Below are 15541 nucleotides of genomic sequence, written 5' to 3' on the forward strand. Positions count from 1 at the left end.
TTATACAGGATTAGGTGGCTTCTTCAAAGAAACGTGACTGCCATCAAACATTAAGCAGGCTATTTATTTTACTCTTCGTAATAATTAAAGGGGTGCTGTAGATACCCCGATTCGCAAAGGTTTTACTCCCCCCCTTTGTCACGCCAATAAAAGCGAGAAGCAGTAAGAAAGCACTTTACTCAGGAGCACACTCAACTATGTTTAAGAACGCATTTGCAAACCTACAGAAAGTAGGTAAATCGCTAATGCTTCCGGTATCCGTCCTCCCTATTGCAGGTATCCTGCTGGGTGTGGGTTCCGCGAATTTTAGCTGGCTACCGTCGGTAGTCTCTCACGTTATGGCAGAAGCGGGCGGTTCAGTATTCGCCAATATGCCGTTGATTTTTGCTATTGGTGTCGCTCTGGGCTTTACCAATAACGACGGTGTATCTGCACTGGCCGCGGTTGTTGCTTACGGCATCATGGTGAAAACCATGGCGGTGGTGGCTCCGTTGGTTCTGCATCTGCCTGCGGAAGAGATTGCTGCCAAGCATTTAGCCGACACCGGTGTGCTGGGCGGGATCATTGCGGGTGCGATAGCCGCCTATATGTTTAACCGCTTCTATCGCATTAAGTTGCCTGAGTACCTGGGCTTCTTCGCGGGTAAACGTTTCGTCCCGATTATCTCCGGTTTTACCGCGATCTTTCTGGGTGTGGCGCTGTCCTTCATCTGGCCACCCATCGGTACGGCTATCCAGACCTTCTCTCAATGGGCGGCTTACCAAAACTCTGTAGTGGCTTTCGGCATCTACGGCGTGGTTGAGCGTTCACTGGTGCCGTTCGGTCTGCACCATATCTGGAACGTTCCTTTCCAAATGCAAATTGGTGAATACACCAACGCAGCCGGTCAGGTATTCCACGGTGATATTCCACGTTATATGGCCGGTGACCCAACTGCGGGTAAACTATCCGGTGGTTTCCTGTTTAAAATGTACGGCCTGCCAGCGGCGGCAATTGCGATTTGGCACTCAGCCAAACCGGAGAACCGCGCTAAAGTCGGCGGTATCATGATTTCTGCGGCATTGACCTCGTTCTTGACCGGTATTACCGAGCCAATCGAGTTCTCCTTCATGTTTGTCGCTCCGATTCTGTATGTTATCCACGCCATCCTGGCGGGCCTGGCTTTCCCAATCTGTATTCTGTTGGGGATGCGCGACGGGACCAGTTTCTCCCACGGATTGATCGACTTCGTGGTGCTGAGTGGCAACAGTAGCCGTATCTGGCTGTTCCCTCTGGTTGGTATCTGCTACGGTCTGGTGTACTACACCATCTTCCGCGTGCTGATTGCCAAACTGGATCTGAAAACGCCTGGTCGTGAAGACGCAAGCACTGAACAAACGACGCAGAGCGGTACAGAAATGTCAGCTGCATTGGTTGAAGCCTTTGGTGGTAAAGATAACATTACCAATTTGGATGCCTGCATTACTCGTCTTCGCGTTAGCGTGGCGGATATATCCAAGGTTGACCAAGCTGGACTGAAAAAACTGGGAGCAGCTGGCGTCGTTGTCGCAGGCTCTGGTGTTCAGGCTATCTTCGGGACTAAATCTGATAACCTGAAAACTGATATGGACGAATATATTCGTAACCATTAATTCAGACCGGGGAGTGCAAAAGGAGGCGAAAGCCTCCTTTTTTTGCGTTTTACATGGCGATAGTAATAATATTCACGCTTATGGTTAAGCTGAAACCTATGCGGTTTTGAGTATAATCAGGCCTCGGGTACCCACTGAATCTACATTCTTTCTTGACCTGGGGTGACGGCAAGATAAATTGCGGAGAAAACTGGGCGATTCTGCGGTACTCATGGCGTAAAATACTTAATGAGGTTGATAAAGATAGAAATTCTCGCTCATACTGCATGCACTGACTTCTCCCTTACCAAGGAAATATGTGATGGCCGAAGAAACGATTTTCAGTAAAATTATCCGCCGTGAAATTCCGGCTGATGTGATTTATCAGGATGAGCTGGTGACCGCTTTCCGTGATATTGCCCCGCAGGCACCGACTCATATTCTTATCATTCCTAACCTATTGATCCCTACCGTTAACGATGTCACTGCTGAACACGAAATGGCATTGGGAAGAATGGTCACTGTGGCGGCTAAAATCGCCAAACAGGAAGGTATTGCCGAAGACGGCTATCGCTTGATTATGAATTGTAATCGTCATGGCGGGCAGGAGGTCTATCATATTCATATGCATTTGGTGGGTGGACAGCCACTCGGACCGTTGTTGAACCGTAAATAGTTGGGTAGGCCGTCAGTGATGTTATCCTGCCCGACCTTCTTTTGAATGAGGTCATGCTATGCGCCGTATACAGGCGTTTATATTGCTGATGATGGTACTGGTTCCGGTTGTTGCCTTGTCAGGGTGCAGTTCACCTAAAGGTATTTCCGTTAATGAACAACAGTCGGTGGTGATGAATTCACCGCTGCTCACGGCCGGTATTCTCGCAGGTAAACCGGTAATATCAACCCAATCTGGGCGCAGCATTGCGACGGTAAACTTGAGTAATGGCAATACTAAACCGGTCAAAGTATCCTATCGTTTTTATTGGTATGACGCTCAGGGATTAGACTTATTGCCGTTTGAGACTCCGCGAACGCTGACTCTTGCACCGGGTTCGGATATTGATGTTGTGTCGGTCACCCCCAATCTGGATGCGCGCCGTGTGCGCCTCTATCTGTTTTTATAATTGTGCTGTTGGAGTGGGATAATGAAAAGGTATTTATTTGTGGCATTGGCCGCGTTGGTGTTGACCGGTTGTCCCTCCCGGCCGCCAGAGCCGACCGAGCCGCCTGCGACCATTGAGCCAGTAACGCCAGTGACACCGATACCACCGATTGAAAAGCCACCTGTCGATATAGTACCGCAACCACCGAAAGCACCGCAGCCGATGGACTGGGTTGCCAGCGTTGAGCCATTGGTCGCTAACATGGTGAATGCTAACGATGTCGCCGCAGGTAGCGTATTGTTGCTCGATAGTGTTAAGAACAATACTAATGGCTCATTACAGATGGGTAAAGCCACTGCTGCATTACATCAGGTGCTGTCATCAAACAAAAAATTTGCATTGATTCCTGCGACACAGTTGGCGACGGCGAAACAAACCTTGGGTCTGTCTGAAGATGACAGTCTTGGCTCTCGTACCAAGGCGATTGGTTTGGCGCGGTATGTCAGTGCCCAATATGTATTGTACAGCGATGTGAGTGGCGATGTGAAAGCTCCAGTTATTGATATGCAGTTAATGTTGGTGCAGACCGGCGAAATCATCTGGTCGGGTCATGGCAACGTACAGCGTTGAACAGCGTCTGCGTGCGTGGATAAGTACCCTGATACCGGCGGATAATACCGCCGGTTGCCATTTTAGCCCAGTATCAGGTCTGACAGGGGAAAGCTGGCGAATCCGTGGTGATGGCATTCAATGGTTGGCGCGGGAACAGTCTAGCGCCAAGGCGCAGTTGGGAGTTTATCGCCAGCGAGAAGGTCGGATTTTGCAAAAAATGGCAGCCCGAGGCCTTGCACCACGCAGGGTGGCATCAAATCGTGAATGGCTATTGGTCGAGTGGCTGGATGGTGAGGTGCTCAATGAGGCCGGTTTTATCCAAATCGCCGAGCAGGGCGCACTGGCAACCTTGGTGGTAAAACTGCATCAGTTGCCCCGCACAGGCTATACGCTGAACCTTCGTCGGCAATTAGAATGCTATGGTGAGCAGATGGCTGCCTCCCGCCGCTCAGCTAACTGGTTGCGATTACACCGATCTTTTCTGACAGGTTCACTCCCCAAGCCACTTAAACTCGCGCCCTTACATATGGATATTCATCCGGGAAATATTATATCGACAACTTCCGGCTTGAAATTGATTGATTGGGAGTATGCGGCAGATGGCGATATTGCGCTGGAACTGGCGGCATTATTTCGCAGCAATGGCTGGCAAGTGGCACAGCAGCAGCGATTTTTACAACAGTATTGCCAGCGGCCGGATGCTTACCGCGATACCCCATTATTAATGCAACAGATCCACAACTGGTTCACTTGGGTTGATTATCTGATGCTGATGTGGTTTGAAGTCCGTTGGCAACAAACGGGCGACCGTGCTTTTCTACACTGGGCAGCACCGCTGCGCCAGAGATTCCATCTGCCTGATCGTTAAATCCGAGCAGATAACGTGACATATTTTTTTGAATAACGTGAGGTCGTTGTGGGTCCAGTGATGTTAGATGTCGCCAGCTACGAGCTGGATGCTGAAGAACGTGAAATTTTGCAGCACCCGCTGGTGGGTGGGCTGATTTTGTTCAGCCGTAACTTCCATGATGCGGAACAACTGCGTGAGCTGGTGCGGCAAATCCGCGCAGCCTCGCGAGATCGTCTGGTGGTGGCAGTGGATCAGGAAGGGGGACGAGTGCAACGTTTTCGCGAAGGATTTACCCGCTTACCTGCTGCTCAGTCTTTTGCCGCGCTTAACGATGCGGAAACCGCAGGACGTTTGGCGCAAGAAGCCGGTTGGCTGATGGCAGCGGAAATGATAGCGATGGATATTGATATCAGCTTTGCGCCAGTACTGGATATCGGCCATGTCAGTGCCGCCATCGGTGAACGCTCATTCCACAGTGAGCCGCTCAAGGCGCTGGAAATGGCTGAGCGCTTCATTATGGGCATGCACAGCGCTGGGATGAAAACGACCGGTAAGCATTTCCCCGGCCACGGTGCCGTAACGGCAGATTCACATAAAGAAACACCGCGAGATACACGACCACTGGCAGAAATCCGCGCACATGATATGGTTATATTTCGTGAGCTCATTCAGCGTAAGCTGTTGGATGCCATTATGCCAGCTCACGTGATCTACACCGATGCTGATCCCCGCCCGGCTAGCGGCTCGGCCTATTGGCTGCAACAGATATTGCGTCAGGAACTCGGTTTCGAGGGGATTATTTTCTCTGACGATTTATCCATGGAAGGTGCGGCGATAATGGGCAGCTATGCCGAACGTGGTCAGGCTTCACTGGATGCAGGTTGCGATATGATTCTGGTATGTAACCATCGTCAAGGTGCGGTGAGCGTGTTGGATAATCTGTCCCCGATCAAGGCAGATAAACTGAGTCAATTGTATCATCGTGGGCAGTTCAGCCGCAAAGAGCTGCTTGGCTCCGCGCGTTGGCAGCAGGCCAATAAAGCGTTAGCGGCGCTTAGCGAGCGTTGGGATACCCATAAGCAAGGGTTAGGGAACTAAGTCACGCATCGGGGAATATCCGGTGTGGTTGACCCTGTCGTCGCGAGGATAATAATGATCGTCTATTTACATGGTTTTGATTCAACCAGTCCGGGCAATCACGAAAAGATACTGCAATTGCAGTTTATCGATCCGGATGTCCGTTTTATCAGCTATAGCACCTTACATCCGCGACACGATATGCAGCATTTACTGAAGGAAGTAGATAAAGCGATACAGCAGGGCGGCGACAGCCATCCGCTGATTTGTGGTGTGGGTTTGGGCGGGTTCTGGGCCGAGCGCATCGGTTTCTTGTGCAGTATCCGGCAGGTAGCTGTTAATCCGAATTTATTCCCGCAAGAGAATATGAGCGGAAAAATAGACCGGCCAGAAGAATATTTGGATATTGATACCAAATGTGTCCGTGATTTTCGTGAGAAAAATCGCGATCGCTGTTTAGCGGTGCTTTCACGCCATGATGAAGCCTTGGATAGTCAGCGTACCGCGGCAGCACTGCATCCGTATTACGAAATCGTCTGGGATGAAAAACAGGGGCACAAATTTAAAGATCTCTCCGTCCATTTGAAACGGATCAAGGCATTTAAAACCCTCGATTAACATTTTAACCTGATGACAAAGGCCCAAAAAGATCGTTCACCGCGATCTTTTTGGGCTTTTTCTTTCGCAAAAAAGGCCTGTTACCGCTATTTTTTATCATAGACAGTGAAATTTTAAAACTGTGATTTAGCGCTAACTCTATGAATCTTATTCCAGAAAAAAATAGCCTGTTGAAGCTTTAATCAAAATAAATTGATATATGTCAATTTTGGTATGACCAAATGACCCTGCATGATATTCTGACGGCAGATTATTAAATTAGCTCAAGCGAACCCTATGTTATCTAAGGATATTATTCTTTTACTCTTAGCTAACAATTGGTTCACATTTAGGGGGTCATTTTGACAACGCCAAAGAAGAAAATCGTTATTATTGGTGGTGGTGCTGGCGGACTGGAACTGGCAACGAGCCTGGGTCACAAACTGGGTCGCAGTAAAAAAGCGGAGATTGTTCTGGTCGATCGCAACCACAGCCATTTGTGGAAGCCGCTGTTGCATGAAGTCGCAACCGGATCGCTGGATGATGGTGTAGATGCGCTGAGCTATCTGGCTCATGCTCGTCATCATGCTTTCAATTTCCAATTGGGTTCATTAACCAATATTAATCGGGAAACCAAAACCGTTAGCCTAGCAAAAATCTGTGATGAGCATGGCGACGTATTGGTGACCGAGCGTGAATTGTCTTATGACATTCTGGTCATGGCGTTGGGCAGTACTTCCAATGACTTCGGCACCCCAGGCGTCAAGGATAACTGTATTTTCCTTGATAACCCGCATCAGGCGCACCGTTTCCACAATGAAATGCTTAACCTGTTCCTGAAGTATTCCGCCCAGCCGGGAGAGAAGGGCAAAGTGAACATTGCCATTGTGGGCGGTGGTGCAACGGGCGTAGAACTGTCTGCTGAACTGCATAATGCGGTGAAACAACTGCACAGTTACGGTTTTGAAGGTTTGGATAATCAGGCGCTGAATGTCACCTTGGTGGAAGCTGGTGAGCGTATTCTGCCGGCGTTGCCACCGCGTATTTCTGCCGCAGCTCATCAAGAGTTGACCAAGCTGGGCGTACGGGTCTTAACCAAAACGATGGTCACCAGCGCCGACAGTAACGGACTGAATACCAAAGACGGTGAATTGATTCATGCTGACCTGATGGTGTGGGCTGCCGGGATTAAAGCACCTGATTTTATGAAAGATATCGCTGGGCTGGAAACCAACCGTATCAACCAGTTAGTGGTTGAGCCAACGCTGCAAACCACTCGTGATCCCAATATTTTTGCCATCGGTGACTGCGCATCTTGTCCGCAGCCAGCCGGCGGTTTTGTGCCACCTCGCGCTCAGTCTGCTCACCAAATGGCCAGCCGTTGCTACAGCAACATTCTGGCACTGCTGAATGGTCAAAGTATGAAGCCTTACGTGTATAAAGATCATGGTTCGTTGGTTTCACTGTCCAAATTCAGCACCGTAGGCAGCTTGATGGGTAACCTGATGCGTGGTTCAATGATGGTTGAAGGCCGTATAGCCCGCGTGGTTTACATCTCATTGTACCGTATGCACCAAGTGGCATTGCACGGTTATACTAAAACGGGCTTGATGATGCTGGTAGGTGGTATTAATCGGGTGATCCGTCCGCGCCTGAAATTACATTGATCATCGGAAGCCCAGATTCGGCTTTGCGGATCTGACACCTTCGGTAGCACAGAAAACCGTTGTCATTCGTGGCAGCGGTTTTTTGTTTTATCACGCCGATGAATTGCCTCTACCGGCGAGTAAAACCCTCTCTCCAGCACAATATCCCGTGATAAGCGAGATGATGACTAAGATTTCTCCTAAAGCCGGGTTTTCTACCCCATATCAGCTAATTTGAGGTGTTTGTCTTATTGCTGTCCTAAATGACATTGTGCAGACTTAACCGCGAAAATATCGGCGAGTCACGCACGCCAAAACCCGAAGCTCTGCTTACGAGGTTGCTGTCCGATGGGTCGCCGTGAAGGCGAAGGGACTGAGATACAACGTCGGCGGCAGACATTGCGTGATAACACTTTAGGAGGATTTCCTGTGAACAAATCAATGTTAGCAGGCGTGGGTATTGGTATTGCGGCAGCTCTGGGAATTGCTGCGGTTGCAAGTATGGATGTCTTCTCAGGTGCCCCTCAGTATGCGCAGGTTATCGCGGCAACGCCGATTAAAGAAACGGTGAAAACGCCGCGTAAGCAATGCCGTGATGTCACCGTCACTCACCGTAAACCGGTACAGGATGAAAACCAGATTGCTGGTTCAGTGCTGGGAGCCGTAGCCGGTGGCGTATTGGGCCATCAGGTTGGCGGTGGCCGTGGTAAAGATATTGCTACCGTGGCTGGGGCGCTAGCGGGCGGTTATGCCGGTAATCGGGTACAAAATAATATGCAGGAAAGTGATACTTACACAACCACGCAGCAGCGCTGCCAAACAGTGTATGACAAATCACAAAAAATGCTGGGATATGACGTAACCTACAAAATTGGCGATCAGCAGGGTAAAATTCGCATGGATCGTGATCCCGGCACGCAGATTTTACTGGATAAAAATGGTCAACTGATACTGAATGATCGAGCATAATCGACAATCTGTTGTCCAATACTGAGTAACAAGAACCCGCGGTATAGTGTTAATTCTGATCGTTTAACAGAAAGTAGGGACAACGGGCAAACCGGTTGTTTGGTTAAGCGAGTGGCATTAACATTGACGCGGGTTTTTTCCTGCCCGACGCCAATGTCATTTGCGGATAATACTGTTTTTGCAGTCACATTTTTCTAACAACAACACTTTCTAATAATAATGGCTGCCTAGCCATGCTATGGCTAGGCCAAGACTCTGTTTGAGCACTTTACTTCCGTTATCCCAACCGGTGCTGTTCGAAGTCAGTGAGTAATTGTTCGATGAATTTCAATCGGTTGCTTCTATCGCTAAGATCCTGCATGAATTTTAGTTTGCTCGAACCTTCCAGACGGAATATTTGCGGCTGGTGCTGAAGTAGTCCAATCAGGTAAACCGGATCCACTTTATTTTTCTCTCCGAACTCGATAAAACCACCACGCTCATTGCCCTCAATCCGCTTGATTCCCAACTTCTGCGCATGCTGGCGCAGTGAGGCGGCCTGTAGTAGGAAACGTGCTGCATCTGGCAATAACCCGAAACGGTCAATCAGCTCAACTTTCAATTCATCTAGCTCGACGTCATCATGAGCGCTGGCAATACGTTTATAGAATGAAAGACGGATATTAACATCTGGAATGAAATCATCTGGCAACAGTACTGGCATGCGTAGTTCGATTTCGGTCTGATTGTTGGTCAAATCCTCCAGTGACGGCTCGCGGCCTTCTTTCAACGCATCAACGGCACTTTCCAATAGCTCCATATATAAAGAGAAACCAATGGTGGTCATCTGACCGCTTTGATCTTCACCCAGCAGTTCGCCCGCGCCCCGAATTTCCAGATCGTGGGTTGCCAATGCGAAACCGGCACCGAGATCCTCCAGTGAAGCGATGGCCTCGAGGCGTTTTTTCGCGTCGGTGGTCATGGCTTTGGGATTGGGTGTCAGCAAGTAAGCATAAGCCTGATGATGAGAACGCCCGACCCGGCCACGTAACTGATGAAGCTGTGCCAGACCGAAGTGATCGGCGCGCTCGATAATGATGGTATTGGCGCTGGGAATATCGATGCCGGTTTCAATAATGGTGGTGCAAACCAATACGTTGAAGCGCTGATGATGGAAATCATTCATCACCCGTTCTAGATCCCGCTCACGCATCTGACCGTGACCAATGGCAATTCGTGCCTCCGGTACCAATTCCGCCAGTCGTTGAGTGGCTTTCTCAATATTTTCCACATCGTTATACAGATAATAAACCTGCCCACCGCGCAGCACTTCACGCAGAATAGCCTCACGCACCACCAGACTGTCATACTCGCGGACAAACGTTTTCACCGCCAGACGTCGGGCGGGTGGGGTGGCGATAATGGATAAATCGCGCATCCCGCTCATGGCCATGTTCAGCGTGCGGGGAATAGGGGTTGCCGTCAGCGTTAGAATATCCACGTCGGCGCGCATAGCTTTAATCCGCTCTTTGTGGCGCACCCCGAAGCGGTGCTCTTCATCGACGATCAACAGGCCAAGGTCTTTCCAGTGCAAATCACTTTGCAGCAATTTATGGGTGCCGATAAGAATATCCACTTTTCCTTCTGCCGCCTGCTCCAGAATAACCTGCTGCTCTTTGGCGCTACGGAAGCGGGATAACATCTCGATACGCACGGGCCAGGTGGCAAAACGATCGCGGAAATTATCGAAATGCTGTTGTGCCAGTAAGGTCGTCGGCACCAATACGGCGACCTGTTTATTATTGCTGACAGCCAGGAAAGCAGCCCGCATTGCCACTTCGGTTTTACCGAAACCAACATCACCACAAACCAGACGATCCATCGCCAGTGGTTGGCACATATCGCTGAGGACGGCATTGATAGCCTGCTCCTGATCTGGCGTAGTTTCAAATGGGAAGCTTTGGCAGAACAGCGGGTATTGTTCGCGGTCTAGTTTGAATTTAAAGCCGGATTTCACCGCGCGTTGGGCATAGATATCCAGCAGTTCGGCTGCCACATCGCGCACTTTCTCGGCCGCTTTCTGACGGGCGCGACTCCAGGCATCACCACCTAATTTGTGCAGCGGGGCATTTTCATCGGCACCCCCAGAATAACGGCTAATCAGATGCAGAGAGGAAACCGGTACATAGAGCTTATCTTCACCGGCGTAGGTCAAAATCAGGTATTCGGCCTTAATGCCACCGGCTTCCAGCGTAGTGAGACCCAAATAACGACCAACACCGTGTTCCAGATGTACGACGGGCTGACCGGGGCGCAATTCGGCCAGATTGCGAATCAAGGTATCGGTATTGATAGTGCGACGATTATCCTGGCGACGGCGGCTGACGCGTTCACCCAGTAAATCGCTTTCGCAAATCAGCGCCAATTGTCGCTGATTGTCGAGGAAACCACGCTCAGCAGCACCGATCATCAGATAATGGCCGGGCTTGCTGGTTTCATCCAGACGCGCGATCAGTTTCGGGCTGATTTTGACGCGGCCAAGTAAATCTTGCAGCGTTTCCCTGCGTCCTTCACTTTCCACCGAGAACACCACCCGGCCACTAAAACCTTCGATAAAACGACGCAAATTATCCAGCGGCGCTTTTTGCTGCGCTTGCACAGCAATATCTGGCAGCGATTGATACGCTAAATTGATATTGGCGGTTTTATCGGGCAAGGCCTCGGTTTTCAACTGAATACGTGGCCAGGCTTTTAACTCGCTAAATAGCCCATCGATTCGGAGCCACAGCGTTTCTGGAGCCAACAGTGGACGCATCGGATCAATCCGGCGGCTCTCATAGCGCTGGTTTACATCCAGCCAGAAACGTTCGGCTGCGGCTTCGAGGTCGCCGGTATTCACCAGTAAGGTGTTATCCGGTAGATAACTAAACAGCGATGGCAGTGACTGACTGAAAAACAGCGGTTGCCAGTATTCGATGCCAGCCGGCCAGATACCTTTGCTGACTTGTTGATAAATATGTTCCGGGTCGCGCCGTACTTCAAACTGCTCGCGCCACTGGCTGCGAAACAGCTCGATAGCGGCCTGATCGATAGGAAACTCATGGGCAGGCAGTAGATTGATGTGATCCACTTCCGTTAGGGTACGCTGAGAATCCACATCAAACACCCGCAGACTATCGATTTCATCATCAAAGAAATCAATGCGATAAGGTTCTTCGCTGCCCATAGGATATAAATCCAGCAACGCACCTCGGGTGGCAAATTCACCGTGCTCCATAACCTGATCGACGCTGCGATAACCAGCTTGCTCTAGCTGGGCGCGCAGCTTATCCCGCGATAAATGCTGGCCTTTTTCCATCACCAGTGCGTGACCGTGGAGGAATTCGTGGGGGCACACGCGCTGCATCAGTGTATTGACGGGTAGAATGATCACGCCGCGTTTCATGCTCGGCAATTGATAAAGGCAGGATAAACGGGCGGAAATAATGTCCTGATGTGGTGAGAAACTGTCGTAGGGCAGTGTTTCCCAATCGGATAACGTGCTGACATGGTGAGAGGTAAATTGCTGGATTTCATCCCGCAAACGCAGCGCATTTTGCATATCCGGCGCAATAAGCATCACCGGGCCGGGATGACGCTCGATAATTTCGGCACATTCAATGGCGCAGGCTGAGCCAGTTAACTGGCCTAGCTGGCGGACATCGCCACGGCGATCAGGTAATGAGTAACGGTATTGTTGGGACATAAGCAGTTAAGCAATCTCTTTGGTTCAGCACTGCGGTAAAAACGGTATTGCCTATCCTAGCATGCGATGACAGCAAGGCTGTGGAATTGGCGCTATTTCTGGAATAAAAGCCGGAGATATAGACTGTTAGTGGTTCCATAAAGCGGCGGTACGCTTTATTATCCTCGATCACTTTGCTTTAGCAACAGGAACTCAACAGATTTCATGTATCAACCTGTCGCACTATTTATTGGCCTGCGTTACATGCGCGGGCGTGCTTCCGATCGTTTTGGTCGTTTCGTTTCATGGTTATCAACCATCGGGATTACTCTTGGGGTGATGGCGCTAATTACCGTATTATCGGTAATGAACGGCTTTGAGCGCGATTTGCAGAACAATATTCTGGGGCTAATGCCACAGGCGTTAATTACTACGCCAAAAGGTGCCCTCGATCCGGAAAAAATTCCTGCCTCCGCCTTGAAAAATTTAAGCGGTGTCAGTGACATTGTGCCGCTGACGACAGGCGAAGTGGTGCTGCAAAGCCCGCGTAGCGTGAACGTCGGGGTGATGCTGGGTATTAATCCGGATCAGCACGAACCGCTGAGTGACTCACTGGTTAACGTTCATCTGCGCGACTTACAGCCGGGACAATACAACCTGATTATGGGTGAAAAATTGGCCGGAAAACTGGGCGTTAGCCGCGGTGAAACTATCCGCCTGATGGTTCCCAGTGCCAGCCAGTTTACGCCGATGGGCCGTATTCCCAGCCAACGCCTATTCAATGTGATCGGTACCTTTGCCGCTGGCAGCGAAGTGGATGACTACCAGTTGTTGGTCAACCAGCAAGACGCTTCACGCCTGATGCGCTACCCAGCGGGCCATATTACCGGTTGGCGTTTATTCCTGTCGCATCCTTTACAAGTGGATAACCTCAGCCAGCAAACACTGCCTGAAGGCACCGTTTGGAAAGATTGGCGTGAGCGGAAAGGGGAACTGTTCCAAGCGGTACGAATGGAAAAGAATATGATGGGATTACTATTAAGCCTGATCATTGCCGTCGCAGCATTTAATATCATTACCTCGTTGGGTTTATTGGTGATGGAAAAGCAAGGGGAAGTGGCAATATTGCAAACCCAAGGGCTGACTCGACGCCAGATTATGCTGGTGTTTATGGTGCAGGGTGCGAGTGCCGGTATTATTGGGGCGCTGCTGGGGGCTGGATTGGGGATTTTATTTGCCAGCCAGTTGAATGTATTAATGCCGTTATTGGGCTTGCTGATCGACGGCGGAGCACTGCCGGTTGCCATTGATCCACTGCAAGTCACGGTGATCGCCCTGTTGGCCATGGCCATTGCGCTACTGTCCACGCTTTATCCTTCCTGGCGCGCTGCCGCCGTTCAACCCGCTGAGGCTTTACGTTATGAGTAACCAACCTTTATTACAGTGCGAAAACCTGTGCAAACGCTATCAGGAAGGGCAACTGCATACTGACGTATTGCGTAATGTGACTTTCACGATTCAGCCGGGTGAAATGATGGCGATTGTCGGTAGCTCTGGCTCCGGTAAAAGTACCTTGTTGCATCTATTGGGCGGGTTGGATTCACCAACTTCCGGCGACGTGATTTATCAGGGGCGCTCGCTAAGCCAGTTGTCTTCTGCCGCCAAAGCGGAATTACGAAATAGGGAACTCGGTTTTATCTACCAGTTCCACCATTTACTGCCAGATTTCACTGCATTGGAAAACGTCGCCATGCCGTTGTTGATCGGGGGGAGCAAACCGGCGGAGGCGCAGGATCAAGCGCGGGCCATGCTGCTCGCAGTCGGGCTGGAGCCGCGCAGTCAACATCGTCCTGCCGAACTGTCTGGCGGAGAACGGCAGCGGGTGGCGATTGCCCGCTCGCTGGTGAATAACCCGTCGCTGGTACTGGCTGATGAACCGACCGGTAATTTAGACCAACGTAATGCTGACAGTATTTTCAATTTGCTGGGTGAGCTTAATGTGCGACAGGGCACGGCATTTCTGGTGGTGACCCACGATTTGCAGTTGGCTAAGCGAATGAACCGCCAGTTGGAAATGCGTGACGGCCAATTACAGCAAAACCTGACGTTGGTGGGAGCGGAGTAATGAGTCGTTTCCCCCTTTCACTGTTGATCGGTTTACGCTTCAGCCGCGGTCGTCGCCGCGGTGGTATGGTCTCGATGATTTCGGTGGTCTCCACACTGGGTATCGCCTTGGGCGTTGCTGTGTTGATTATCGGTCTGAGTGCCATGAACGGCTTTGAACGTGAACTGAAAAACCGCGTGTTGGCGGTGGTTCCTCACGGTCAGATCGCTTTTCTCGATCAGCCTTTCAATAGCTGGAATGAAAGTTTACAGCGGATTGAACAAGTGCCCGGTGTGGCGGCTGCCGCACCTTATATTGATTTTACCGGCCTGATGGAGAATGGCGCACAATTGCGCGCAGTGCAGGTGAAAGGTGTCAATCCGCAACAAGAAGAACAACTTAGTGCGTTGCCTAAGTTTGTGCAGGACAACGCTTGGAAAGATTTTAAAGCCGGTCAACAGCAAGTCATTCTGGGCAAAGGCCTGGCAGATGCCTTGGGTGTTAAGCCGGGTTCTTGGCTGACAGTGATGATCCCAAATAGCGATCCTGAAATGAAATTGTTGCAGCCAAAACGTATTCGGTTGCAGGTCGCTGGCGTTTTTCAACTCAGTGGGCAACTGGATCACAGTTTGGCGCTGGTGCCATTGAGTGATGCTCAGCAGTATCTGGATATGGGCAACAGTGTGACCGGCATTGCCTTAAAGTTTAATGATGTTTTTAACGCCAATAATTTGACCCGAAATGCGGCTGAGGCCTCTAATGCCTACGTCAATTACAGCAGTTGGATTGGAACCTATGGCTATATGTATCGCGATATTCAAATGATTCGCACCATTATGTATTTAGCCATGGTGTTGGTGATGGGCGTGGCCAGTTTCAATATTGTTTCCACACTCGTCATGGCAGTAAAAGATAAAAGCAGTGATATCGCAGTGTTGCGGACATTGGGTGCCAAAGACGGTTTAATCCGCGCTATTTTCATCTGGTATGGATTACTGGCTGGGCTGGTGGGCAGTCTGAGCGGCGTGGTAATCGGTGTGGTGGCCTCTTTGCAACTGACTAATATCATTAGCGGACTGGAGACATTGGTTGGTCATCAATTCTTGTCCGGTGATATCTATTTTATCGATTATCTGCCTTCGGAATTGCACGGGTTTGATGTCGCCTGCGTGCTGGCTACGGCGATTGTGTTGAGTCTGGTTGCCAGTTGGTATCCGGCTCGGCGCGCCAGTCGTATTGACCCAGCGCGAGTATTGAGTGGGCAATAAAT

Annotated in this window: 13 protein-coding genes; 12 read left to right on the forward strand and 1 reads right to left on the reverse strand. The window is 50.3% G+C overall.

Translation table 11 applies throughout. The features are described 5' to 3' along the window. The first annotated feature begins 197 nt into the window (after window positions 1-197). From ptsG to DJ39_RS09945, 9 genes are all read left to right on the forward strand, one after another. The gene (ptsG, locus tag DJ39_RS09905; RefSeq protein ID WP_004719015.1) at window positions 198-1631 is read left to right on the forward strand and encodes a PTS glucose transporter subunit IIBC; all 1434 of its coding nucleotides are present in this window, start codon (window positions 198-200) and stop codon (window positions 1629-1631) included. A 301-nt stretch (window positions 1632-1932) separates the two neighbouring features. Continuing rightward, window positions 1933-2286: a purine nucleoside phosphoramidase gene (gene hinT / locus DJ39_RS09910; RefSeq protein ID WP_004719016.1), complete on the forward strand. Its 354-nt coding sequence runs from the start codon at window positions 1933-1935 to the stop codon at window positions 2284-2286. Window positions 2287-2344: 58 nt separating this feature from the next. Then, window positions 2345-2734: a YcfL family putative periplasmic lipoprotein gene (locus DJ39_RS09915; RefSeq protein WP_004719018.1), complete on the forward strand. Its 390-nt coding sequence runs from the start codon at window positions 2345-2347 to the stop codon at window positions 2732-2734. 21 nt (window positions 2735-2755) lie between these two features. Continuing rightward, the gene (gene lpoB / locus DJ39_RS09920) at window positions 2756-3343 is read left to right on the forward strand and encodes a penicillin-binding protein activator LpoB (RefSeq protein ID WP_004719021.1); all 588 of its coding nucleotides are present in this window, start codon (window positions 2756-2758) and stop codon (window positions 3341-3343) included. Further along, window positions 3324-4193: a thiamine kinase gene (thiK, locus tag DJ39_RS09925; protein WP_038251337.1), complete on the forward strand. Its 870-nt coding sequence runs from the start codon at window positions 3324-3326 to the stop codon at window positions 4191-4193. Before lpoB ends, thiK begins: the two co-directional genes overlap by 20 nt. 60 nt (window positions 4194-4253) lie before the next feature. After that, entirely contained in the window at window positions 4254-5273 is a 1020-nt protein-coding gene (gene nagZ, locus DJ39_RS09930; RefSeq protein WP_170854674.1) for a beta-N-acetylhexosaminidase, read from the forward strand. A gap of 54 nt (window positions 5274-5327) precedes the next feature. Further along, window positions 5328-5870, forward strand: a complete 543-nt coding sequence (ycfP, locus tag DJ39_RS09935; RefSeq protein WP_004719026.1) for an alpha/beta hydrolase YcfP — start codon at window positions 5328-5330, stop codon at window positions 5868-5870. Between the two features lie 341 nt (window positions 5871-6211). After that, window positions 6212-7516: an NAD(P)/FAD-dependent oxidoreductase gene (locus DJ39_RS09940; protein ID WP_004719028.1), complete on the forward strand. Its 1305-nt coding sequence runs from the start codon at window positions 6212-6214 to the stop codon at window positions 7514-7516. A 408-nt stretch (window positions 7517-7924) separates the two neighbouring features. After that, the gene (locus DJ39_RS09945) at window positions 7925-8464 is read left to right on the forward strand and encodes a glycine zipper 2TM domain-containing protein (RefSeq protein ID WP_038241694.1); all 540 of its coding nucleotides are present in this window, start codon (window positions 7925-7927) and stop codon (window positions 8462-8464) included. A gap of 277 nt (window positions 8465-8741) precedes the next feature. On the opposite strand, the gene mfd is transcribed toward DJ39_RS09945, so the two are convergent. Further along, window positions 8742-12188, reverse strand: coding sequence for a transcription-repair coupling factor (gene mfd, locus DJ39_RS09950; protein ID WP_004719032.1), 3447 nt, complete (start codon window positions 12186-12188; stop codon window positions 8742-8744). A gap of 204 nt (window positions 12189-12392) precedes the next feature. On the opposite strand from mfd, the gene lolC reads away from it, so the two are divergent. The 3 genes from lolC to lolE are packed head-to-tail and all read left to right on the forward strand — an operon-like array spanning window position 12393 to window position 15539. After that, entirely contained in the window at window positions 12393-13595 is a 1203-nt protein-coding gene (gene lolC / locus DJ39_RS09955) for a lipoprotein-releasing ABC transporter permease subunit LolC (RefSeq protein WP_004719033.1), read from the forward strand. Further along, entirely contained in the window at window positions 13588-14292 is a 705-nt protein-coding gene (gene lolD, locus DJ39_RS09960) for a lipoprotein-releasing ABC transporter ATP-binding protein LolD (protein WP_038241643.1), read from the forward strand. The genes lolC and lolD overlap by 8 nt, the downstream gene beginning before the upstream one ends. After that, window positions 14292-15539 (forward strand): lipoprotein-releasing ABC transporter permease subunit LolE, encoded by a 1248-nt coding sequence (lolE, locus tag DJ39_RS09965; protein WP_004719034.1) that lies wholly within the window; start codon window positions 14292-14294, stop codon window positions 15537-15539. The genes lolD and lolE overlap by 1 nt, the downstream gene beginning before the upstream one ends. The last annotated feature ends 2 nt before the right edge of the window (window positions 15540-15541 follow it).

This window comes from Yersinia ruckeri ATCC 29473 (genome assembly GCF_000754815.1).
Taxonomy (GTDB): Bacteria; Pseudomonadota; Gammaproteobacteria; order Enterobacterales; family Enterobacteriaceae; genus Yersinia; species Yersinia ruckeri.

Coding starts and splice junctions, on each gene's coding strand:
- nagZ (WP_170854674.1), top strand. CDS start 4,254: ATGTTAGATGTCGCCAGCTACGAGCTGGATGCTGAAGAACGTGAAATT.
- DJ39_RS09915 (WP_004719018.1), top strand. CDS start 2,345: ATGCGCCGTATACAGGCGTTTATATTGCTGATGATGGTACTGGTTCCG.
- mfd (WP_004719032.1), bottom strand. CDS start 12,188: ATGTCCCAACAATACCGTTACTCATTACCTGATCGCCGTGGCGATGTC.
- lolE (WP_004719034.1), top strand. CDS start 14,292: ATGAGTCGTTTCCCCCTTTCACTGTTGATCGGTTTACGCTTCAGCCGC.
- ptsG (WP_004719015.1), top strand. CDS start 198: ATGTTTAAGAACGCATTTGCAAACCTACAGAAAGTAGGTAAATCGCTA.
- lolD (WP_038241643.1), top strand. CDS start 13,588: ATGAGTAACCAACCTTTATTACAGTGCGAAAACCTGTGCAAACGCTAT.
- ycfP (WP_004719026.1), top strand. CDS start 5,328: ATGATCGTCTATTTACATGGTTTTGATTCAACCAGTCCGGGCAATCAC.
- thiK (WP_038251337.1), top strand. CDS start 3,324: ATGGCAACGTACAGCGTTGAACAGCGTCTGCGTGCGTGGATAAGTACC.
- lolC (WP_004719033.1), top strand. CDS start 12,393: ATGTATCAACCTGTCGCACTATTTATTGGCCTGCGTTACATGCGCGGG.
- lpoB (WP_004719021.1), top strand. CDS start 2,756: ATGAAAAGGTATTTATTTGTGGCATTGGCCGCGTTGGTGTTGACCGGT.
- hinT (WP_004719016.1), top strand. CDS start 1,933: ATGGCCGAAGAAACGATTTTCAGTAAAATTATCCGCCGTGAAATTCCG.